Source organism: Streptomyces sp. NPDC056835 (genome assembly GCF_042789485.1).
Classification (GTDB): Bacteria; Actinomycetota; Actinomycetes; order Streptomycetales; family Streptomycetaceae; genus Streptomyces.
The window spans coordinates 525,327-543,459 of record NZ_JBHUBB010000001.1; the positions used below are offsets into that span (position 1 = coordinate 525,327).

Below are 18,133 nucleotides of genomic sequence, written 5' to 3' on the forward strand. Positions count from 1 at the left end.
GTCGAGCACCGTCCGCGTGGAAGGATGGGCCCAAACGTCACGAACCGAGGAGATGACCCGGGTGCCTGGCACAAATCTGACCCGCGAAGAGGCGCAGCTGCGCGCACGCCTCCTCACCGTGGACTCGTACGAGATCGATCTCGATCTCAGCGGCGCACAGGAGGGCGGCACCTACCGGTCCGTGACCACGGTGCGCTTCCAGAGCGCGGAGGCCGGGGCGGAGACCTTTATCGATCTGGTGGCGCCCGCGGTGCACGAGGTCGTGCTCAACGGCACCTCCCTGGACGTCGCCGCCGTCTTCCGGGACTCGCGGATCGCGCTGGCGCATCTGCACGAGGGCCCCAACGAGCTGACGGTCGTCGCGGACTGCGCCTACACCAACACCGGCGAGGGGCTGCACCGCTTTGTCGACCCGGTCGACGAACAGGCTTATCTGTACACGCAGTTCGAGGTGCCGGACGCGCGGCGCGTGTTCGCCTCGTTCGAGCAGCCCGACCTGAAGGCGACCTTCCGGTTCACGGTGAAGGCGCCCGAGGGCTGGACCGTCGTCTCCAACTCGCCGACACCTGAGCCCAAGGACCACATCTGGGCCTTCGAGCCGACGCCGCGCATCTCGTCGTACATCACCGCGCTGATCGTCGGTCCGTACCACTCGGTGCACAGCTCGTACGAGAAGGACGGGCAGTCCGTGCCGCTGGGCGTCTACTGCCGGCCCTCGCTCGCCGAGTATCTGGACTCGGACGCGATCTTCGAGGTCACGCGGCAGGGCTTCGACTGGTTCCAGGAGAAGTTCGCCTACGACTACCCCTTCGCCAAGTACGACCAGCTGTTCGTGCCGGAGTTCAACGCGGGCGCGATGGAGAACGCGGGCGCGGTCACCATCCGCGACCAGTACGTCTTCCGTTCGAAGGTGACGGACGCGGCGTACGAGACGCGGGCCGAGACGATCCTGCACGAGCTGGCGCACATGTGGTTCGGCGATCTGGTCACCATGGAGTGGTGGAACGATCTGTGGCTGAACGAGTCGTTCGCCACGTACACCTCGATCGCCTGCCTGGCGTACGCGCCGGACTCGAAGTGGCCGCACTCCTGGACCACGTTCGCGAACTCCATGAAGACCTGGGCCTACCGGCAGGACCAGCTGCCCTCCACGCACCCGATCATGGCGGACATCCGTGATCTGGACGATGTGCTGGTCAACTTCGACGGCATCACCTACGCCAAGGGCGCGTCCGTGCTGAAGCAGCTGGTCGCGTACGTCGGCCAGGACGAGTTCTTCAGTGGCGTGCAGGCGTACTTCAAGGCGCACGCGTTCGGGAACACCCGGCTGTCCAATCTGCTGGGCGCGCTGGAGAAGACCTCCGGGCGTGATCTGAAGACCTGGTCGACGGCGTGGCTGGAGACGGCCGGCATCAATGTGCTGCGCCCGGAGATCGAGCTGAACGCGTCGGGCCACGTGACCTCGCTCGCCGTACGGCAGGAGGCCCCGGCGCTCCCGGCCGGCGCCAAGGGCGAGCCGACGCTGCGTCCGCACCGGATCGCGATCGGCTGCTACGACCTGGACGGGAACGGCAAGCTGGTCCGTACGAGCCGGATCGAGCTGGACGTGGAGGGCGAGCTGACGGAGGTGCCGTTCCCGGCGGACACCCCGCGTCCGGCCGTCATCCTGCTCAACGACGACGACCTGTCGTACGCGAAGGTCAGGCTCGACGAGGAGTCCCTGCGGGTCGTCACCGAACACCTCGGCGACTTCGAGGAGTCGCTGCCGCGCGCGCTGTGCTGGGCGTCGGCCTGGGACATGACGCGCGACGGGGAGCTGGCCGCGCGCGACTATCTGGAGCTGGTGCTCTCGGGCATCGCGAAGGAGTCGGACATCGGGGTGGTGCAGTCGCTGCACCGCCAGGTGAAGCTGGCGCTCGACCTGTACGCGGCGCCCGCCTGGCGCGAGGCGGGGCTGACCCGGTGGACGGACGCCACGCTGGCGCATCTGCGGGCGGCCGAGCCGGGCAGCGATCACCAGCTGGCGTGGGCGCGCGCGTTCGCCGCGACGGCGCGTACGCCGCAGCAGCTCGATCTGTTGCAGGGCCTGCTCGACGGTACGGAGACGGTCGAGGGCCTGGCCGTCGACACCGAGCTGCGCTGGGCGTTCGTCCAGCGGCTGGCGGCGGTGGGACTGCACGACGAGGAGGAGATCTCGGCGGAGTACGAGCGCGACCGCACGGCGGCGGGCGAACGCCATGCCGCCGCGGCACGTTCGGCGCGTCCACTGGCCGAGGCCAAGGCGGAGGCATGGGCGTCGGTGGTGGAGAGCGACAAGCTGCCGAACGCGCTCCAGGAGGCGGTGATCGGCGGCTTCGTCCAGACCGACCAGCGTGAGCTGCTTGCGCCGTACGCGGAGAAGTTCTTCGCGGTGGTCGGGAAGGTCTGGGAGTCGCGCTCGCACGAGATGGCCCAGCAGATCGCGGTCGGTCTCTACCCGTCGCTGCAGGTCTCCCGCTCCACGCTGGACGCGACGGACGCCTGGCTCGCCTCGGCGAGCCCGAACGCGGCGCTGCGGCGGCTGATCTCGGAGTCGAGGTCGGGTGTCGAGCGCGCGCTGAAGGCGCAGGAGGCGGACGCGGCGGCTGCCGTCGCGTAGTCCGGTTCCGGGGCGGCCGGGGCGGTCGGGTCGGGTCGGGCCTTGAGGTCCGTTCCCCGGCCCGCCCGTCCGCGTCGGATGTCAGCGGGGCGGCTCGGCGCGGTACGGCGACGGCCGCGGCGCGACGGTGGCACGCGGAAGCACCGCCCGGCACATGAGGTGCCGGGCGGTGCCCAGGAAGTCCCGGTGGGTCAGGCCTGCTTGCGCGACTTGTCGAGCACGATCACCAGACCGGCGATGATGCCGAAGATCACCAGCGGCGTGGCCACGAACAGGCCCAGCGTCTCCGCCACACTCAGGCCCGGACCCGGGTCGTCGCCGTCGTCCCGTGTCAGCGCGAGCGCCGGGGACGACATGAGCAGCATCATCAGCGTCGTACCGGTCGCCAGGGCGCCGGCGCGCAGAGCGTTCTTCTTGTCCACGGTGCAAACGTAGCGAACCCGTCCGCGGGCCGCGCGCCCGGGGTGCCGCAGTGGGACCTCAGGGGGCGCGCAGGGCCTCCATCAGGTCGTGCAGCCGGGGCGAGGCGGCCAGCTCCTCCAGGCTCATCGGGCGGCCCTCGGCATCGGCCACCGGCAGTCGCCAGTTGGGGTACTGGTTCCAGGTGCCCGGCAGGTTCTGCGGCCTGCGGTCGCCGACCGCGTCCGGCAGCCAGACCCCGAGCATCCGCGCCGGTGTGAGCGTCAGGAAGCGGTAGAAGGCGCGGATCTCCTCCTCCTCGTCCCCGTCGCCCCCGGGCAGCAGCCCCAGGCGCGCGAGACCGCCCAGCCACTCCGCGATCTCCGCCTGCTCCTCCGACCGCTCCTGCTCCAGCGGACGGGTGAGCAGACCGAGCCGGTGACGCAGCTCCGCGTACTCGCCGGTGAGCCTGGCCGCCGTGGGCGGCAGATCGTGGGTGGTGGCGGTGGCCACACAGCCCTCGCGCCAGCTCTCGGGCGGCAGCGGGCGGCCCGTACCCTCCCAGTCGCGCTCGAACCAGAGCACGGACGTGCCGAGCACCCCGCGCCGCTGAAGCGCCTCGCGTACGCCGGGCTCGACCGTGCCCAGGTCCTCTCCTATGACGACGGCGCCCGCGCGGTGCGCCTCCAGGGCGAGGACCGCGAGCATGGCCTCGGCGTCGTAACGGACATACGTTCCCCGGGTGGGGTCCTGGCCCCGGGGCACCCACCAGAGCCGGAACAGCCCCATCACATGGTCGATCCGCAGCGCTCCGGCGTGCCGCAGCAGGCCCTGGAGCAGCCCGCGGAACGGGGCGTACCCGGACGCGGCCAGCACATCGGGGCGCCAGGGCGGCAGGCCCCAGTCCTGGCCGAGCGCGTTGAAGGCGTCCGGCGGCGCGCCGATCGAGATACCCGCGGCGAAGGTGTCCTGCTGGGCCCAGGCGTGGGCGCCGCCCGGGTGCACTCCGACGGCCAGGTCATGGACGATCCCGACGGCCATCCCCGCGTCCGCGGCGGTCCGTGACGCGGCGGCCAGCTGCTCGTCCGTCAGCCAGGCCAGCCGGCAGTGGTAGTCGATCCGGTCGAGCAGTTCCCGGCGGGCCGCGGCCGTCTCGGCGGAACGCGGGTCCCGCAGCGCCTCCGGCCAGTCGTGCCACTCCGGGCCGTGCACCTCGGCGAGGGCGTTCCAGGTGGCGTGGTCCTCCAGGGCGCGGCCCTGCGCGGCCAGGAAGTCCCAGTAGGCGGCGCGCCGCCCGGGGCCGAGCGGGACCGTGTCCAGGATGTCCAGGGCCGCGCGCTTGAGCGCCCACACGGCGTCGCGGTCGATCAGCGCGCCCTTGCCGGGGGTCTTGTCGAGGACGGACTCCCGCAGGGCCCCGGCCCGTTCCACCAGCGCGTCGAGGCGCGCGCGGTCGGGTCCCCGTACATAGGCGTACTCGGGGACGTCCTCGATCCGCAGATGCACCGGGTCCGGGAAGCGGCGCGAGGAGGGGCGGTACGGGGAGGGATCGGTCGGATCGCCCGGTACGGCGGCGTGCAGCGGGTTGATCTGGACGAACCCGGCCCCCAGAGTCCGGCCCGACCAGCCGGCCAGCTCGGCGAGGTCGCCCAGATCGCCCATGCCCCAGGAGCGGGAGGAGAGCAGGGAGTAGAGCTGCACCAGGAAGCCGTGGGTACGGGCGGGCGGCCGCGGCACCCGGGCGGGAGCGACGATCAGCACCACCCAGGCGGTACGCCCGTCGGGGGCCTCGACGGCCAGCCGGTGCACGCCGAGCGGGAGCCGCGCCCAGGCGGCGGGCTCCTCGGGGGCGGAGTGCGGTAACTCCACCGACTCGCCCTCCTCCGTCTCCACCCGGAGCACCGAGCCCGGCGGAAGCGCGGCCAGGGCGGGCGGCAGCTCGGGGGGCGGCGGGGCCGGGGCCGGGGCATGAAGGGGGGCGGTGGACTCTTCCGGCGCGCCCGGGGCGCCGTCCCGTGTGGTCCACAGCACGAGCGTCGCGGGCAGCAGCCGCCTCGCCTCGGCGGACTCGGCGTCGCTGAGCGCGTCGTCGGCCGCCTCGGGCGTGGCGGCGTCGACACCCAGCGCGGCGAGCACCGCGATCACGGTGTCGTCGGGGACCGGGACGGTGACGCCCGGGGAAGGTGAGTGCGCGGTGGCGACACCGTGCAGCTCGGCGAGCCTGGCCAGACCCATACGCACTCCGTTCAGACGGTCAGACTCCTGGGGACTCCGTGCCACCCGCCGTGCCCGGAGCGGTCGGCTCGCTGGTCAGCGGGGCGGTGTCGGCGAGCGGGGGCTCGCTGGTGAGGGGCGCCGCGTCGGCGAGCGGGGGCTCGCTGGTCAGGGGTCCCGCGCCGACGCCGCCGAGCGGGGGCTCGCTGGTCAGCGGGGCGGGCTCCGCCTGTTTGGAGAGGGCGGAGAGCAGGAGCTGTGCGGATGCGGCCATGACGGCGCCTCCAAGAAACAGGGAACAGGTCACCGCAGCCCTACCCAGCGGGCGGAGCCGCAGACGCGTTCGCCCCGTAAACGTGTGTCGAGTCACGATCCGTTCCCCGTGCGGCAGTTGAAGGTCCTGCCTATCACAAACGGGCATTTGCGACACAACGGCCACGCGCATTGACACCTTCACCACGGGGTGGTGGGCTCGGTGCCGCTCGGCGGCTCGCTTGTCGGGACTCCGGCGGGACGCGGGCGGTGCCAGGAAGCGAAACCAGTGGGCATGAGGGGACTACGCATGCGGCTCGGGCGCACAAAGCGGACCGCGACCGCCGTCGCGGTCGCCGTGATCGGCGGACTGCTCGGCACCGCGCCGAGCGCGCTCGCCGTCCCTCAGGACCCCGGATCGCCCGCGGCAGGCGCCCCCGACCGCGAGGGTGAGGCGGCGGTGCCCGCGGTCTGGCCGCGGCCCCAGACGATCAGGGCGGCGGGGCGCGCGGTCACGCTCGGGGACGAGGTGACCGTCGTCGCCGGCGCGGACGCCGACACGTACGCCGTACAGGCGCTGGCGGACCTGCTGCGCGCGGCCGGTGTCCGTACCGTCCGCATCACCTCGTCCGCCGTGTCCTCGGGGGCGCCGTCCTCGGGCCCGCCGTCCTCGGACAGCGGGCCCGTCGTACTCGCCGGAGGCAGCGGCGCGCAGGACGCGCTGCGCGCCCTGCGCGCACCCGAGCGCGCCGACCTCCCGTCCGGCGGCTACCGGATCGCCGTGGGCACCGTCGCGGGTCGCGGGACGGTCGCCCTCGACGGCGTCGGCGAGGACGGCCTCTTCCACGCGGCGCAGACCCTGCGCCAGCTGATCGTGCGTCAGGCGGCGGACCGGCCCGCGGTGCCCGGCGTGGTCGTACGCGACTGGCCGGGCACGGCCGTACGCGGCACGACGGAAGGGTTCTACGGACAGCCCTGGGACCACCGGCAGCGGCTGGCGCAACTCGACTTCATGGGGCGCACCAAGCAGAACCGGTACCTCTACGCGCCGGGCGACGACCCGTACCGCCAGGCGCGCTGGCGCGATCCCTATCCGGCGGAGCGGCGCGCGGAGTTCCGTGAGCTGGCGGAGCGCGCCCGCCGCAACCATGTGACGCTCGCCTGGGCCGTCTCCCCCGCCCAGTCCATGTGCACGGCCTCGGACGCGGACCTCAAGGCGCTCACCCGCAAGATCGACGCGATGTGGGCGCTGGGCGTGCGCGCCTTCCAGCTCCAGTTCCAGGACGTCAGCTACAGCGAGTGGCACTGCGACCAGGACGCGGAGACCTTCGGCTCGGGACCGGCGGCGGCGGCCGGGGCACAGGCCCGGCTGGCGAACGCGGTGGCCGGGCATCTGGCGGACCGGTACGGACGTACCGAGCCGCTCACGGTCATGCCGACCGAGTACTACCAGGACGGCGCCACGGACTACCGCACGGCGCTCGCCGACGCGCTCGACGCGCGGGTGTGGGTGGCGTGGACGGGCGTCGGGGTCGTCCCGCGCACGATCACGGGCCGCGAACTGATGGGCGCGCGTGCGGCGTTCAGGCACCCGCTGGTGACCATGGACAACTACCCGGTCAACGACTACGAGCAGGGCCGGCTCTTCCTCGGTCCGTACACCGGCCGGGAGCCCGCCGTGGCGGCCGGCTCCGTCGCGCTGCTCGCCAACGCGATGGAGCAGGCGTCGGCGTCCCGTATCCCGCTGTTCACGGCGGCCGACTACGCCTGGAACCCGCGCGGCTACCGGCCGCGGGAGTCCTGGCGAGCCGCGACTAACGACCTCGCGGGCGAGGACAAGGGGGCCCGCGAGGCGCTGGGCGTGCTCGCGGGCAATGACGCCTCGTCGATTCTCAACCCGGCGGAGTCGGCATATCTGAAACCGCTGCTCGACGCGTTCTGGCGGTCCCGTACGGGCACGGACACGGCGGCCAGAAGCACCGCGGCGAGCAGGCTGAGGGCCGCGTTCACGGTGATGCGGGAGGCCCCGGGTCGGCTCTCGGGGGCGGCCGACGGACAACTGGACGACGAGGTGCGGCCCTGGCTGGACCAGCTCGCGCGGTACGGCACCGCCGGCGAACTGGCCATCGACATGCTCCGGGCCCAGGACCTCGGCGACGGCGCGGCGGCGTGGCGGGTCTCGGTGGAACTGGAGCCGCTGCGCGAGGCCGCGGAGGCGAGCCACGTGACGGTCGGCGAGGGCGTGCTGGGACCGTTCCTGGAGCGGGCGGCCAAGGAGTCGTCGGCCTGGACGGGAGCGGATCGCGCGGTGGGACGCGCGGGGGCCACGGGCGGGGGCGTCGCCCAGGACTCGCGGTCCTACACCGTCGAGCTGGGGCGGGCCAGGCCCCTGGAGACGGTCAACACGATGACCGAGCCCGGCACAGGCGCCGGCGCGACCGTCGAGGCACGGGTCCCCGGCCAGGGCTGGCGCGCTCTGGGGCCGCTTTCGACGAGCGGCTGGACCGAGTCGGACGCGAAGGGCCTGACCGGGCAGCGGGTCGACGCGATACGGATCGTCTGGTCCGGCGCGGGCGCCGGGCCCGGCGGTTCCGGTGGGCCCGCGCCGTCCGTACGGCATGTCGTGCCCTGGTTCGCCGACGAGCCGCGGGCCAGCCTCGATCTGCCGCGCGGCGCGGCGAACGCCCGGATCGGCGGTCGGCCGGAGACGGTCGAGGCACGGCTGGCCGCGCGGCGCCCCGGCGAGGTGCGGGGCGCGCTCACGGCGAAGCCGCCTTCCGGCATTCGGGTGACGGTGCCCGAGCAGACGACGGTGCCGCGCGGCTCCCGTACGCATGTTCCCGTGAAGGTCAGCGTCCCCGCGGGCACCCCGGCCGGTACGTACGAGGTGCCGCTCACCTTCGCGGGCGAGGAGCGCACGCTCACCGTGCGTGCCTCACCCGTCACCGGCGGCCCGGATCTGGCACGTACGGGCACGGCCACATCGTCCGGCGACGAGACGCCCGACTTCCCGGCCGCCGCCGCGATCGACGGCGATCCGGTCAGCCGCTGGTCCTCACCCGTGGAGGACGACGCCTGGTGGCAGGTGGAACTGGCGCGACCGGCCAGGGTGGGCCAGGTGGTGCTGCGCTGGCAGGACGCGTACGCGACCCGTTACCGGATCCAGGTCTCGGCGGACGGGCGCACGTGGCGGACGGCGGCGGCGGTGAAGGACGGCGGGGGCGGGCGGGAGGAGGCCGGGATGGACGCGAGGGACGTGCGATTCGTGCGGGTGCGGGGGGAGGGGCGGGGGACGCGGTTCGGGTACTCGCTGTTCTCGGTGGAGGTGTACGCGGTGGCGCCTCTTTTTTGAGGGCTCGGTTCGCCTCCGGGCGCTTTATGCCACTGTCGACGGTCGACCGTGCTCGATTCCCTCGTACCTCGGGAACCTCCGCGCGCTCTCCCTTTCGACAGCGGCGCGCCCTTCGGCTCACTCGCCGGCGGTCGTGCGCACCCGGAACGTCGCGGCACCCCACCCCAGCCCGTACCCCGCCCCTAAGAAACCCTCGGCGCGTCGATGCGTGCCACCGCGTCCTCCGCGCCGTACGGCTGGAGATAGGGCATCCAGCGGGGGTCGCGGTGGCCCGTGCCGATGATGCGCCAGGCCAGGCCCGACGGCGGTTCGGGCTGGTGGTTGAGGCGCCAGCCCAGTTCTCGTAGGTGCCGGTCGGCCTTGACGTGGTTGCAGCGGCGGCAGGCCGCCACCACGTTGTCCCACCGGTGCTGTCCGCCGCGGCTGCGCGGGATGACGTGGTCGACGCTGGTTGCGACGCCACCGCAGTACATACAGCGACCGCCGTCACGGGCGAAGAGGGCACGGCGGGTCAGTGGAACGGGCCCCCGGTAGGGGACCCGCACGAAACGCTTGAGCCGTACGACGCTGGGGGCGGGGATGACTCGGGTTTCGCTGTGCATATAGGCGCCGGATTCCTCTAGGCAGAGTGCCTTGTTCTCCAGGACGAGGACGAGCGCGCGGCGGAGCGGTACGACGCCGAGCGGCTCGTACGACGCGTTGAGGACCAGGACATGCGGCACGGATGCCTCCTTGTACGCCGGCGGCACGTGGCTCGCGCCGGGACGATCTGCTCTCAGTCTCTCCTCATGCCTGGTCGAAACGCCACCACGTCCAGGTAACGGGCTATGAGTGTTTTCAACCACATGACGGCTCCAGCCCCGTGTACAGGCCCGCTCAGGGGGCCTGGAAGGGCCGTGGGTGACCTACGTGAGGCGCGTCTCTCCGGCCGTCGGGGCGGCGGCCCGGCGGGACTGCCCCGTTAGTGTGGTTGGTCCACCCCGCCAATACCTGGAGGTCTCTGCCGTGTCCTGGTCCGCCCTGCCGGCCGCCGGTCCATCGTCCGACCCCGTCACTCTCGACGAGGCCGCGGACCGGGCGAACGACGCCGCGAGCTGGGTCGGGGACAACTGGGCCACCTGGCTGAGCACCGGCCTGCGCATGCTGCTGATCCTGGTGATCGCGCTGGTGCTGCGCCATGTCATCCGCCGCGCCCTGACCAAGCTGATAGACCGGATGAACCGCAGTGTGCAGACGGTGGAGGGCACCGCGCTCGGCGGGCTGCTGGTGAACGCGGAGCGGCGCCGGCAGCGTTCCGAGGCGATCGGGTCGGTGCTCCGCTCGGTCACGTCGTTCCTGATCCTGGGCACGGCGGCGCTGATGATGCTGGGCGCCCTCAATATCAATCTGGCCCCGCTGCTGGCCTCGGCGGGCGTCGCGGGGGTGGCGCTGGGGTTCGGTGCGCGCAATCTCGTGACGGACTTCCTGTCCGGGGTCTTCATGATCCTGGAGGACCAGTACGGCGTCGGGGACACCATCGACGCGGGGGTGGCCTCCGGCGAGGTGATCGAGGTCGGTCTGCGGGTCACCAAGCTGCGGGGTGACAACGGCGAGATCTGGTACGTGCGCAACGGCGAGGTGAAGCGGATCGGCAACCTCAGCCAGGGCTGGGCGACGGCGGGTGTCGATGTGATGGTGCGGCCGACGGAGGACCTGGAGACGGTCCGTACGGTCATCACGGCGGTCGCGGAGAAGATGGCCAAGGACGACCCGTGGAACGAGCGGCTGTGGGGCCCGGTCGAAGTGCTCGGTCTTGACGCCGTTCTGCTGGACTCGATGACGGTGCGGCTCTCGGCGAAGACGATGCCGGGCCAGGCGCTGGGGGTGGAGCGGGAGCTGCGCTGGCGGGTCAAGCGCGCGTTCGACGAGGCGGGCATCCAGATCGTCGGCGGCCTTCTTCCGGCGATGGAGACTTCCGCCGCATCGCCGGACCCCGCGGCGGGTGTCGCCGCTCCCTCGGCGCTGGCGAGCCCGACGTCCCCGCAGTCCCTGGCGGCGGCCCCGATCGCACCGCCCCCGAATCTCGCGAAGTAGCGCGGCCCCTTCTCGGACGCCGCCTTTTCACACCCCGCCTTTCTCATGCCGCCTTTCTCGCGCCCCCGCAGGTAACGCTTTGGTTGCCGCGGGGGCGTCTTGTGCCGGAGAGTATTGACGCCTTCGAGGCTTCCGGCCTACTTTCCTCGCACCCGATAGGAAACTTTCCTAACAGTGTCGTCGGGAGAGCGAGCAGTGGAAGGGCAGGTGCCGAGTCCGTGACCGATGCGACCGGATCACCCACTCCGTCACCGGGGACGCCGCGTGTGCTGCGGGCCATGAACGACCGGGCCGCGCTCGATCTGCTGCTGGCCTACGGCCCGCTCTCGCGGACCCGGATAGGCAAGCTCACCGGGCTCTCGAAGCCGACCGCCTCCCAGCTGCTCGCCCGTCTCGAAGCGGCCGGTCTGGTCGTCGCCACCGGGACCACCGAGGGACGGCCGGGGCCCAACGCCCAGCTGTACGCGGTCAACGCGCACGCCGCGTACGCCGGGGGGCTCGATGTGAATCCGCGGCGGATCCTGGCCGCCGTCGCCGATATCACCGGGACGACCGTCGGGGAGTTCGAACTGCCCACCCCGGGGCGCCGCGCCGACAGTGTCGTCCGTCAGGTCACGGACGCACTGGAGGGGGCCGTGAAGGCCGCCGGTCTCGCCATCGCCGATGTGCGCCGGGTCGTGATCGGTACGCCCGGCGCGTTCGATCCGTCCACCGGGCGGCTGCGGTACGCCTCCCATCTTCCCGGCTGGCACTCCCCCACGCTCCTCGACGAGTTGGCCGCGGTCCTGCCGATGCCCGTCGAGTACGAGAACGACGTGAACCTCGCGGCGGTCGCCGAGCAGCGCCTCGGAGTGGCCCGCGGCGACGAGGACTTCGTCCTGCTGTGGAACGAGGACGGCCTCGGCGCCGCCCTGTTCATCGGCGGGCGGCTGCACCGCGGCTTCACCGGCGGCGCCGGCGAGGTCGGCTTCCTGCCGGTCCCGGGAACTCCGCTGGTACGCCAGGTGGTCCGGGCGAACAGCGGCGGCTTCCAGGAGCTGGCGGGCGCCCAGTCCGTGCCGCGGCTCGCGAAAACCCTCGGCATCGACACCCCGGAGACGCCGTACGCCGAGGTCGCGGCCGGGCTGCTGACCAGGGCCGCCGCCGGGCACGGGCAGGACGAGCGGCTGGCCGAGCTGCTGCGGCTGTACGCACAGCGGCTCGCCACCGGTCTCGCTTCGGTGACCGCCGTACTCGACCCCCAGCTGATCGTCCTGGCGGGCGGGGTGACCGCCGCCGGCGGTGAGCCGCTGCGCGCACTCGTCCAGGCGGAGCTGGCCGAACTGGCCGCGTCCCGCCCCCGGCTCCTCATCGGCGAGGTCCAGCACCGTCCGGTACTGCGGGGCGCGCTGGAGAGCGCCCTGTCGACCACGCGCGACGAGGTCTTCGACACCGCCCGTTGATCACCACCCGCTGATCAACGCCCGACTCCGCCCCGCTCCTTCCCCGTACCGCACCCCTCGTATCTCCCTCACCGACCCCCGTACCCATCACCGGGAGTACCGCCATGCTCAGAAACCGTCGTCTCGCCGTCTCCGCCGTCGCGGTGGCCGCGATATCCGTTCTCGCCACCTCGTGTACCGGACAGTCCGGCGCCGACGCGTCCGACGATCCGAACGCCAAGACCTCCCTCACCTTCTGGCACGGCTGGAGCGCTCCCGCCGAGGTGAAGGCCATCCAGGAGAACATCGACCGGTTCGAGAAGGCCCATCCGAACATCACGGTGAACGTCGTCGGCAACATCAACGACGACAAGCTCAACCAGGCGCTGCGCGCGGGCGGTTCCAAGGGGCCGGATGTGGTGTCCTCCTTCACCACCTCGAACGTCGGCAAATTCTGCTCGTCGGGCGCCTTCGCCGATCTGGCCCCGTTCATCGAGAAGTCCAAGCTGGACCTGGAGAAGACCTTCCCCAAGGTGCTGCTGGAGTACACGCGGTTCGAGGGCAAGCGCTGCGCGCTGCCGCTGCTCAGCGACGCGTACGGCCTCTACTACAACAAGGACGCCTTCGAGAAGGCCGGGATCGCCTCCCCGCCGAAGACGATGTCGGAACTGGCCGCCGTCGCCAAGAAGCTCACGAAGCCCAAGGGCGACAGCTACGAGCAGGTCGGTCTGATGCCGACGTACCACGGCTACGAGACGGTCGTCGACCACTACATGTCGAGCTGGGACCACGCGTACTTCGACAAGGACGGCAAGTCCAACATCGCCAAGGACCCGGCCTTCGCCAAGATGTTCACTTACCAGAAGAAGCTGGTCGAGGACCTGGGCGGGTACGAGAAGCTGGAGAAGTACCGCTCCACGTTCGGTGACGAGTGGGGCGCCAAGCACCCGTTCCACACCGGCCAGGTCGCCATGCAGCTGGACGGCGAGTGGCGGCTCGGCATGGCCGACGACGCCAAGGTGCCGTTCGAGATCGGGGTCGCGCCGATGCCGGTGGCGGACGACGAGGCGGACAGCTACGGCAAGGGCTTCCTCTCCGGCACGATCATGGGGATCGCCCCGCAGAGCAAGAAGCAGAACGCCGCGTGGGAGCTGGTGAAGTACATGACGACCGACACCGAGGCGGTCGTCCAGTTCGCGAACGGCATCCGCAATGTGCCCTCGACGCTGGAGGCGCTGAAGTCCCCGGGCCTGAAGTTCGACCCGCGCTTCAAGACCTTCCTCGACATCGCGCGGCACCCGAAGTCCAACACCCCGCCGGCCGCCATCAACGGCTCGACGTACCAGCAGACGCTCCAGGACTTCGGGTACCAGTACGAGCAGGGCAAGGTGAAGGATCTCCAGGCGGGTCTGGAGAAGACCGCCCAGCAGATCGACCGTGACATCGAGCAGGCCAAGTAGCGGGCCGGGAAGTCACCGATGTCCACGCACACGCTCCGTTCGAAGCGCCGCGCGTCGGCGCTTCGAACGGCGGCGTTCATGTCGCCCTGGTTGATCGGCTTCACCGTCTTCTTCGCGTATCCGCTGATCTCGACCGTCTACTTCTCCTTCATGAAGTACGACGGCTTCAACTCGCCCGTCTGGAACGGTCTGGGGAACTGGTCGTACGTCTTCAACGACTACCCGATGTTCTGGCCGTCCCTGCGCAACACCCTCTGGCTCGTCGTGATCATGGTGACCTGCCGGGTGGTCTTCGGACTCGGCATCGGCATGCTGATCACCAAGATCAAGACGGGCACGGGGATCTTCCGCACCCTCTTCTATCTGCCGTATCTGGCGCCGCCGGTCGCCGCGACGCTCGCGTTCGTCTTCCTGCTCAACCCGGGTACGGGGCCGGTCAACACCATTCTCGGGGATCTCGGCCTGCCGACCCCCGGCTGGTTCAACGACCCCGGCTGGTCCAAGCCCGCGCTCACCCTGCTGGCCGTCTGGGGCATCGGCGACCTGATGGTGATCTTCATGGCCGCGCTGCTCGACGTACCGAAGGAGCAGTACGAGGCGGCCGAGCTGGACGGCGCGTCGGCCTGGCACCGCTTCCGGTACGTGACCCTGCCGAACATCTCGCCGATCGTGATGTTCGCCGTGGTCACCGGCGTCATCTCGGCGATGCAGTACTACTCGCAGCCGCTGGTCGCGGGCAAGGTCGCCTCCGGGGTCATCGGCGGCTCCGGGCAGCAGTTCGAGCCCGGCTACCCGGACAAGTCCACGCTGACCCTGCCGCAGCTGGTCTACAACCTGGGCTTCCAGCGCTTCGACTACGGCGCCGCGTGTGTGGTCGCGCTCGTGCTGTTCGCGCTGGCCATGGCCTTCACGGCGCTGCTGATGCGGCGGCGCGGCGGACTGATCGGATCGGGTGACTGAGATGACACAACTCCTCGGCCGGCCCGGCTCGCCGACGACGGCCGCACCCGACGCGCGCGACCGTACGCCCGCCGCCCGCAGCGCGCGCCGCAAGGCGCTGCTGCACTGGATCGCCGTGCACTCCCTGGGAGTCGCGGCCGCGCTCTTCTTCGTGCTGCCGTTCGTCTTCCTCTTCCTGACCTCGGTGATGAGCGACCAGCAGGCGCTCACCCGCGATCTGACCCCCAACTCCTGGGAGTGGGGCAACTACGCGAAGGTGTTCGACACCCCGGGCTTTCTGACCTGGTGGAAGAACACCCTGCTGTACGCGGGGCTGGGGACCGTCCTGTCGGTGCTCTCCTCGATCCCGGTGGCGTACGCGCTCGCGAAGTTCCGCTTCCGCGGCCGGCAGCTGTCGCTGATGCTCGTCATCTCGATGATGATGCTGCCGCCCCAGGTGATCATCATTCCGATGTATCTGTTCTGGGCGAAGCAGCTCGATCTGTCGGGCTCGCTCTGGCCGCTGATCATCCCGATGGCGTTCGGTGACGCGTTCTCCATCTTCCTGCTGCGCCAGTTCCTGCTGACGATCCCCAATGAGTACCTGGACGCGGCGAAGGTCGACGGCTGCGGGGAGTTCCGTACCCTGATCAGGGTCGTCCTGCCGATGGCCAGGCCGGGGATCGCGGCCGTGGCGCTGTTCCAGTTCTTCTACGCCTGGAACGACTACTTCGGCCCGCAGATCTACGCCTCGGAGAACCCGGCCGCCTGGACGCTCAGTTACGGCCTGGAGTCCTTCAAGGGCGCGCACCATACCGACTGGAATCTGACCATGGCCGCGACCGTACTGGTCATGGCCCCTGTGATCCTCGTGTTCTTCTTCGCCCAGAAGGCGTTCGTCGAGGGAGTCACACTGACCGGAGTGAAGGGCTGAGAACCATGAAGCTCGCCGTGGTAGGCGGAGGATCGACCTACACACCCGAACTCATCGACGGATTCTCTCGGTTGAGGGACACCCTGCCGATCGAAGAACTCGTACTGGTCGACCCCGCGGCCGACCGTCTTGAACTGGTCGGGGGGCTGGCCCGGCGTATCTTCGCCAAGCAGGGCCATCCCGGCCGTATCACCACCACCTCGGACGTGGACGCGGGCGTCGCCGGCGCCGACGCGGTACTGCTCCAGCTGCGGGTCGGCGGACAGGCCGCGCGGAACCAGGACGAGACCTGGCCGCTGGAGTGCGGCTGTATCGGCCAGGAGACGACGGGCGCGGGCGGTCTCGCCAAGGCGCTGCGTACGGTCCCGGTGGTCCTCGACATCGCCGAACGGGTACGGCGCGCCAACCCCGACGCGTGGATCATCGACTTCACCAACCCGGTGGGGATCGTGACCCGGGCGCTGCTCCAGGCCGGCCACAAGGCCGTGGGGCTGTGCAACGTGGCGATCGGCTTCCAGCGCAGGTTCGCGAAGCTGCTGGACGTCGCGCCCTCCGAGGTGTACTTGGAGCATGTGGGGCTGAACCATCTGTCCTGGGAGCGTGGCGTACGGCTCGGCGGCCCCGACGGCGCCGATCTGCTGCCCAAGCTGCTGGCGGAGCACGGCGACTCGCTCGCGGCCGATCTGCGGCTGCCGCGCGCGGTGCTGGACCGGCTCGGGGTCGTGCCCTCGTACTATCTGCGCTACTTCTACGCGCATGACGAGGTCGTACGGGAGCTGCGGACCAAGCCGTCCCGGGCCGCCGAGGTGGCCGAGATGGAGAAGCGGCTGCTTGAGATGTACGGCGACCCCGCGCTGGACGAGAAGCCGGAGCTGCTGTCCAAGCGCGGCGGCGCCTTCTACTCGGAGGCCGCGGTGGATCTGGCCGCTTCGCTGCTGCGCGGCGGCGGCAGCCCGATCCAGGTGGTGAACACCTACAACAACGGCACGCTGCCGTTCCTGGCGGACGACGCGGTGATCGAGGTCCAGGCGCGGGTGGACACGTCGGGCGCGGTGCCGCTCCCGGTGTCCGGGCTGGATCCGCTGTACGCGGGCCTGATCGCGAATGTCACGGCGTACGAGGACCTGGCGCTGGAGGCCGCGCTGCACGGCGGCCGTGACCGGGTCTTCAAGGCGCTGCTCTCGCACCCGTTGATCGGTCAGTTCGAGTACGCCGAAGCGCTTACCGACCAGCTGATCGCCCACAACCGGGAGCATCTCGCGTGGGTGTGAGCGTGGCGGTGAGCACTGCCGGCGAGACGGTCGGGCGCGCGAGCGTCCTGGCCGTCGACGCCGGGAACAGCAAGACCGATGTGGCCGTGATCGGCGCCGATGGCTCGGTGCTCGGCACGGCGCGCGGGGGCGGCTTCCAGCCGCCGGTCGTCGGGATCGAGGCGGCGGTCGACGCGCTGGCGGTGACGGTCGCGGAGGCCGCCTCGGCGGCCGGGCTGCCGGAGCGCGATCTCGTCGGCCATGTGTCGGCCTGTCTCGCCAACGCCGATCTCCCGGTCGAGGAGCGGGAGTTGGCCGAGGCCGTGCAGGCACGCGGCTGGGGGCGTACGACGGAGGTGCGCAACGACACCTTCGCGATACTGCGCGCCGGTCTGCCGAGCGGCGCGGAGCCGCGGGGCGTGGCCGTCGTCTGTGGCGCGGGCATCAACTGTGTGGGGATGCTGCCGGACGGCCGTACCGCTCGGTTCCCCGCGATCGGACGGATCTCCGGTGACTGGGGCGGCGGTTCGGGCCTCGCGGAGGAGGCGCTGTGGTTCGCGGCGCGGGCCGAGGACGGCCGCGGCGAGCCGACGGAGCTGGTGCGGACGCTGCCCGGCCACTTCGGGCTCGGCTCGATGTACGAGCTGATCGAGGCGCTGCATCGGGAACACATCCCGTTCGTGCGCAGGCATGAGCTGACGCCGGTGCTGTTCGCGACGAGCGCGGCGGGCGACGCGGTGGCCCGGTCCGTGGTCGACCGGCTGGCCGAGGAGGTCGTCGTGCTGGCCGCGGTGGCACTCGGCAAGCTCGGGCTGCTCGACGAGGAGGTGCCGGTGCTGCTGGGCGGGAGTGTCCTGGCGGCCCGTCATCCGCGGCTGGACGACCGGATCGCGGAGCTGCTGGCGGCCAGGGCGCCCAAGGCGGTCATCGGAGTCGTGACGGCGCCTCCGGTGCTGGGGGCCGCGCTGCTCGGGCTCGACCAGGTGGGGGCGGGCGCGGAGGCGCACGCCAGGCTCGGGGCCCATTACGCCTGACCTGGGCCGCCGGACGGGCCGGGCGTGGGCCTCCAGGTGGCCGAACGCGTACGAAAGCCCCGTGAACGGGAACTTGAGTTCTAGTGGTCCTCGCAACACCCCAGCTCAGGGGATGCGATGGACTTCGAGATCCGGGACCGGACGGTCAACCGGGGGCGTAAGAAGCT

The 18,133-nt window shown here is 71.2% G+C and carries 13 protein-coding genes; 9 read left to right on the top strand and 4 right to left on the bottom strand.

Annotated elements, in window-relative coordinates:
* The first annotated feature begins 61 nt into the window (after nt 1–61).
* Entirely contained in the window at nt 62–2,638 is a 2,577-nt protein-coding gene (pepN, locus tag ACFRMN_RS02365) for an aminopeptidase N (protein ID WP_383011951.1), read from the top strand.
* Between the two features lie 191 nt (nt 2,639–2,829).
* Here the strand turns inward: pepN and ACFRMN_RS02370 are convergent, their stop codons facing one another.
* From ACFRMN_RS02370 to ACFRMN_RS02380, 3 genes are read right to left on the bottom strand one after another with little or no spacing between them, the layout of a single operon-like run.
* A complete protein-coding gene (locus ACFRMN_RS02370) occupies nt 2,830–3,060 on the bottom strand; it encodes a hypothetical protein (RefSeq protein ID WP_383011954.1) in 231 nt (76 codons plus the stop codon).
* A gap of 58 nt (nt 3,061–3,118) precedes the next feature.
* Entirely contained in the window at nt 3,119–5,272 is a 2,154-nt protein-coding gene (gene malQ / locus ACFRMN_RS02375; RefSeq protein WP_383011957.1) for a 4-alpha-glucanotransferase, read from the bottom strand.
* A gap of 19 nt (nt 5,273–5,291) precedes the next feature.
* Nucleotides 5,292–5,525: a hypothetical protein gene (locus ACFRMN_RS02380; RefSeq protein ID WP_030352405.1), complete on the bottom strand. Its 234-nt coding sequence runs from the start codon at nt 5,523–5,525 to the stop codon at nt 5,292–5,294.
* A gap of 288 nt (nt 5,526–5,813) precedes the next feature.
* Between ACFRMN_RS02380 and ACFRMN_RS02385 the strand changes: the two genes are divergently transcribed.
* Nucleotides 5,814–8,855 (top strand): beta-N-acetylglucosaminidase domain-containing protein, encoded by a 3,042-nt coding sequence (locus tag ACFRMN_RS02385; protein WP_383011960.1) that lies wholly within the window; start codon nt 5,814–5,816, stop codon nt 8,853–8,855.
* A gap of 182 nt (nt 8,856–9,037) precedes the next feature.
* On the opposite strand, the gene ACFRMN_RS02390 is transcribed toward ACFRMN_RS02385, so the two are convergent.
* Nucleotides 9,038–9,577, bottom strand: a complete 540-nt coding sequence (locus ACFRMN_RS02390; protein ID WP_383011963.1) for an HNH endonuclease — start codon at nt 9,575–9,577, stop codon at nt 9,038–9,040.
* Between the two features lie 283 nt (nt 9,578–9,860).
* Here ACFRMN_RS02390 and ACFRMN_RS02395 point away from each other — a divergent pair, with 283 nt between their 5' ends.
* From ACFRMN_RS02395 to ACFRMN_RS02425, 7 genes are all read left to right on the top strand, one after another.
* Nucleotides 9,861–10,928 carry a mechanosensitive ion channel family protein gene (locus ACFRMN_RS02395; protein WP_383011966.1) on the top strand — a complete coding sequence of 356 codons (1,068 nt, stop codon included), beginning with the start codon at nt 9,861–9,863 and terminating at the stop codon, nt 10,926–10,928.
* 278 nt (nt 10,929–11,206) lie between these two features.
* The gene (locus ACFRMN_RS02400; RefSeq protein WP_383012054.1) at nt 11,207–12,370 is read left to right on the top strand and encodes an ROK family transcriptional regulator; all 1,164 of its coding nucleotides are present in this window, start codon (nt 11,207–11,209) and stop codon (nt 12,368–12,370) included.
* A gap of 104 nt (nt 12,371–12,474) precedes the next feature.
* On the top strand, nt 12,475–13,809 hold the full coding sequence (locus ACFRMN_RS02405; RefSeq protein ID WP_383011969.1) for an ABC transporter substrate-binding protein: 1,335 nt from the start codon (nt 12,475–12,477) through the stop codon (nt 13,807–13,809).
* A gap of 18 nt (nt 13,810–13,827) precedes the next feature.
* Entirely contained in the window at nt 13,828–14,769 is a 942-nt protein-coding gene (locus ACFRMN_RS02410) for a carbohydrate ABC transporter permease (RefSeq protein WP_383011972.1), read from the top strand.
* A 1-nt stretch (nt 14,770) separates the two neighbouring features.
* On the top strand, nt 14,771–15,682 hold the full coding sequence (locus ACFRMN_RS02415; protein WP_383011975.1) for a carbohydrate ABC transporter permease: 912 nt from the start codon (nt 14,771–14,773) through the stop codon (nt 15,680–15,682).
* A 5-nt stretch (nt 15,683–15,687) separates the two neighbouring features.
* A complete protein-coding gene (locus ACFRMN_RS02420; protein WP_383011978.1) occupies nt 15,688–16,953 on the top strand; it encodes a 6-phospho-beta-glucosidase in 1,266 nt (421 codons plus the stop codon).
* Between the two features lie 2 nt (nt 16,954–16,955).
* Nucleotides 16,956–17,966, top strand: coding sequence for an N-acetylglucosamine kinase (locus ACFRMN_RS02425; RefSeq protein WP_383011980.1), 1,011 nt, complete (start codon nt 16,956–16,958; stop codon nt 17,964–17,966).
* Nucleotides 17,967–18,133: the final 167 nt, after the last annotated feature.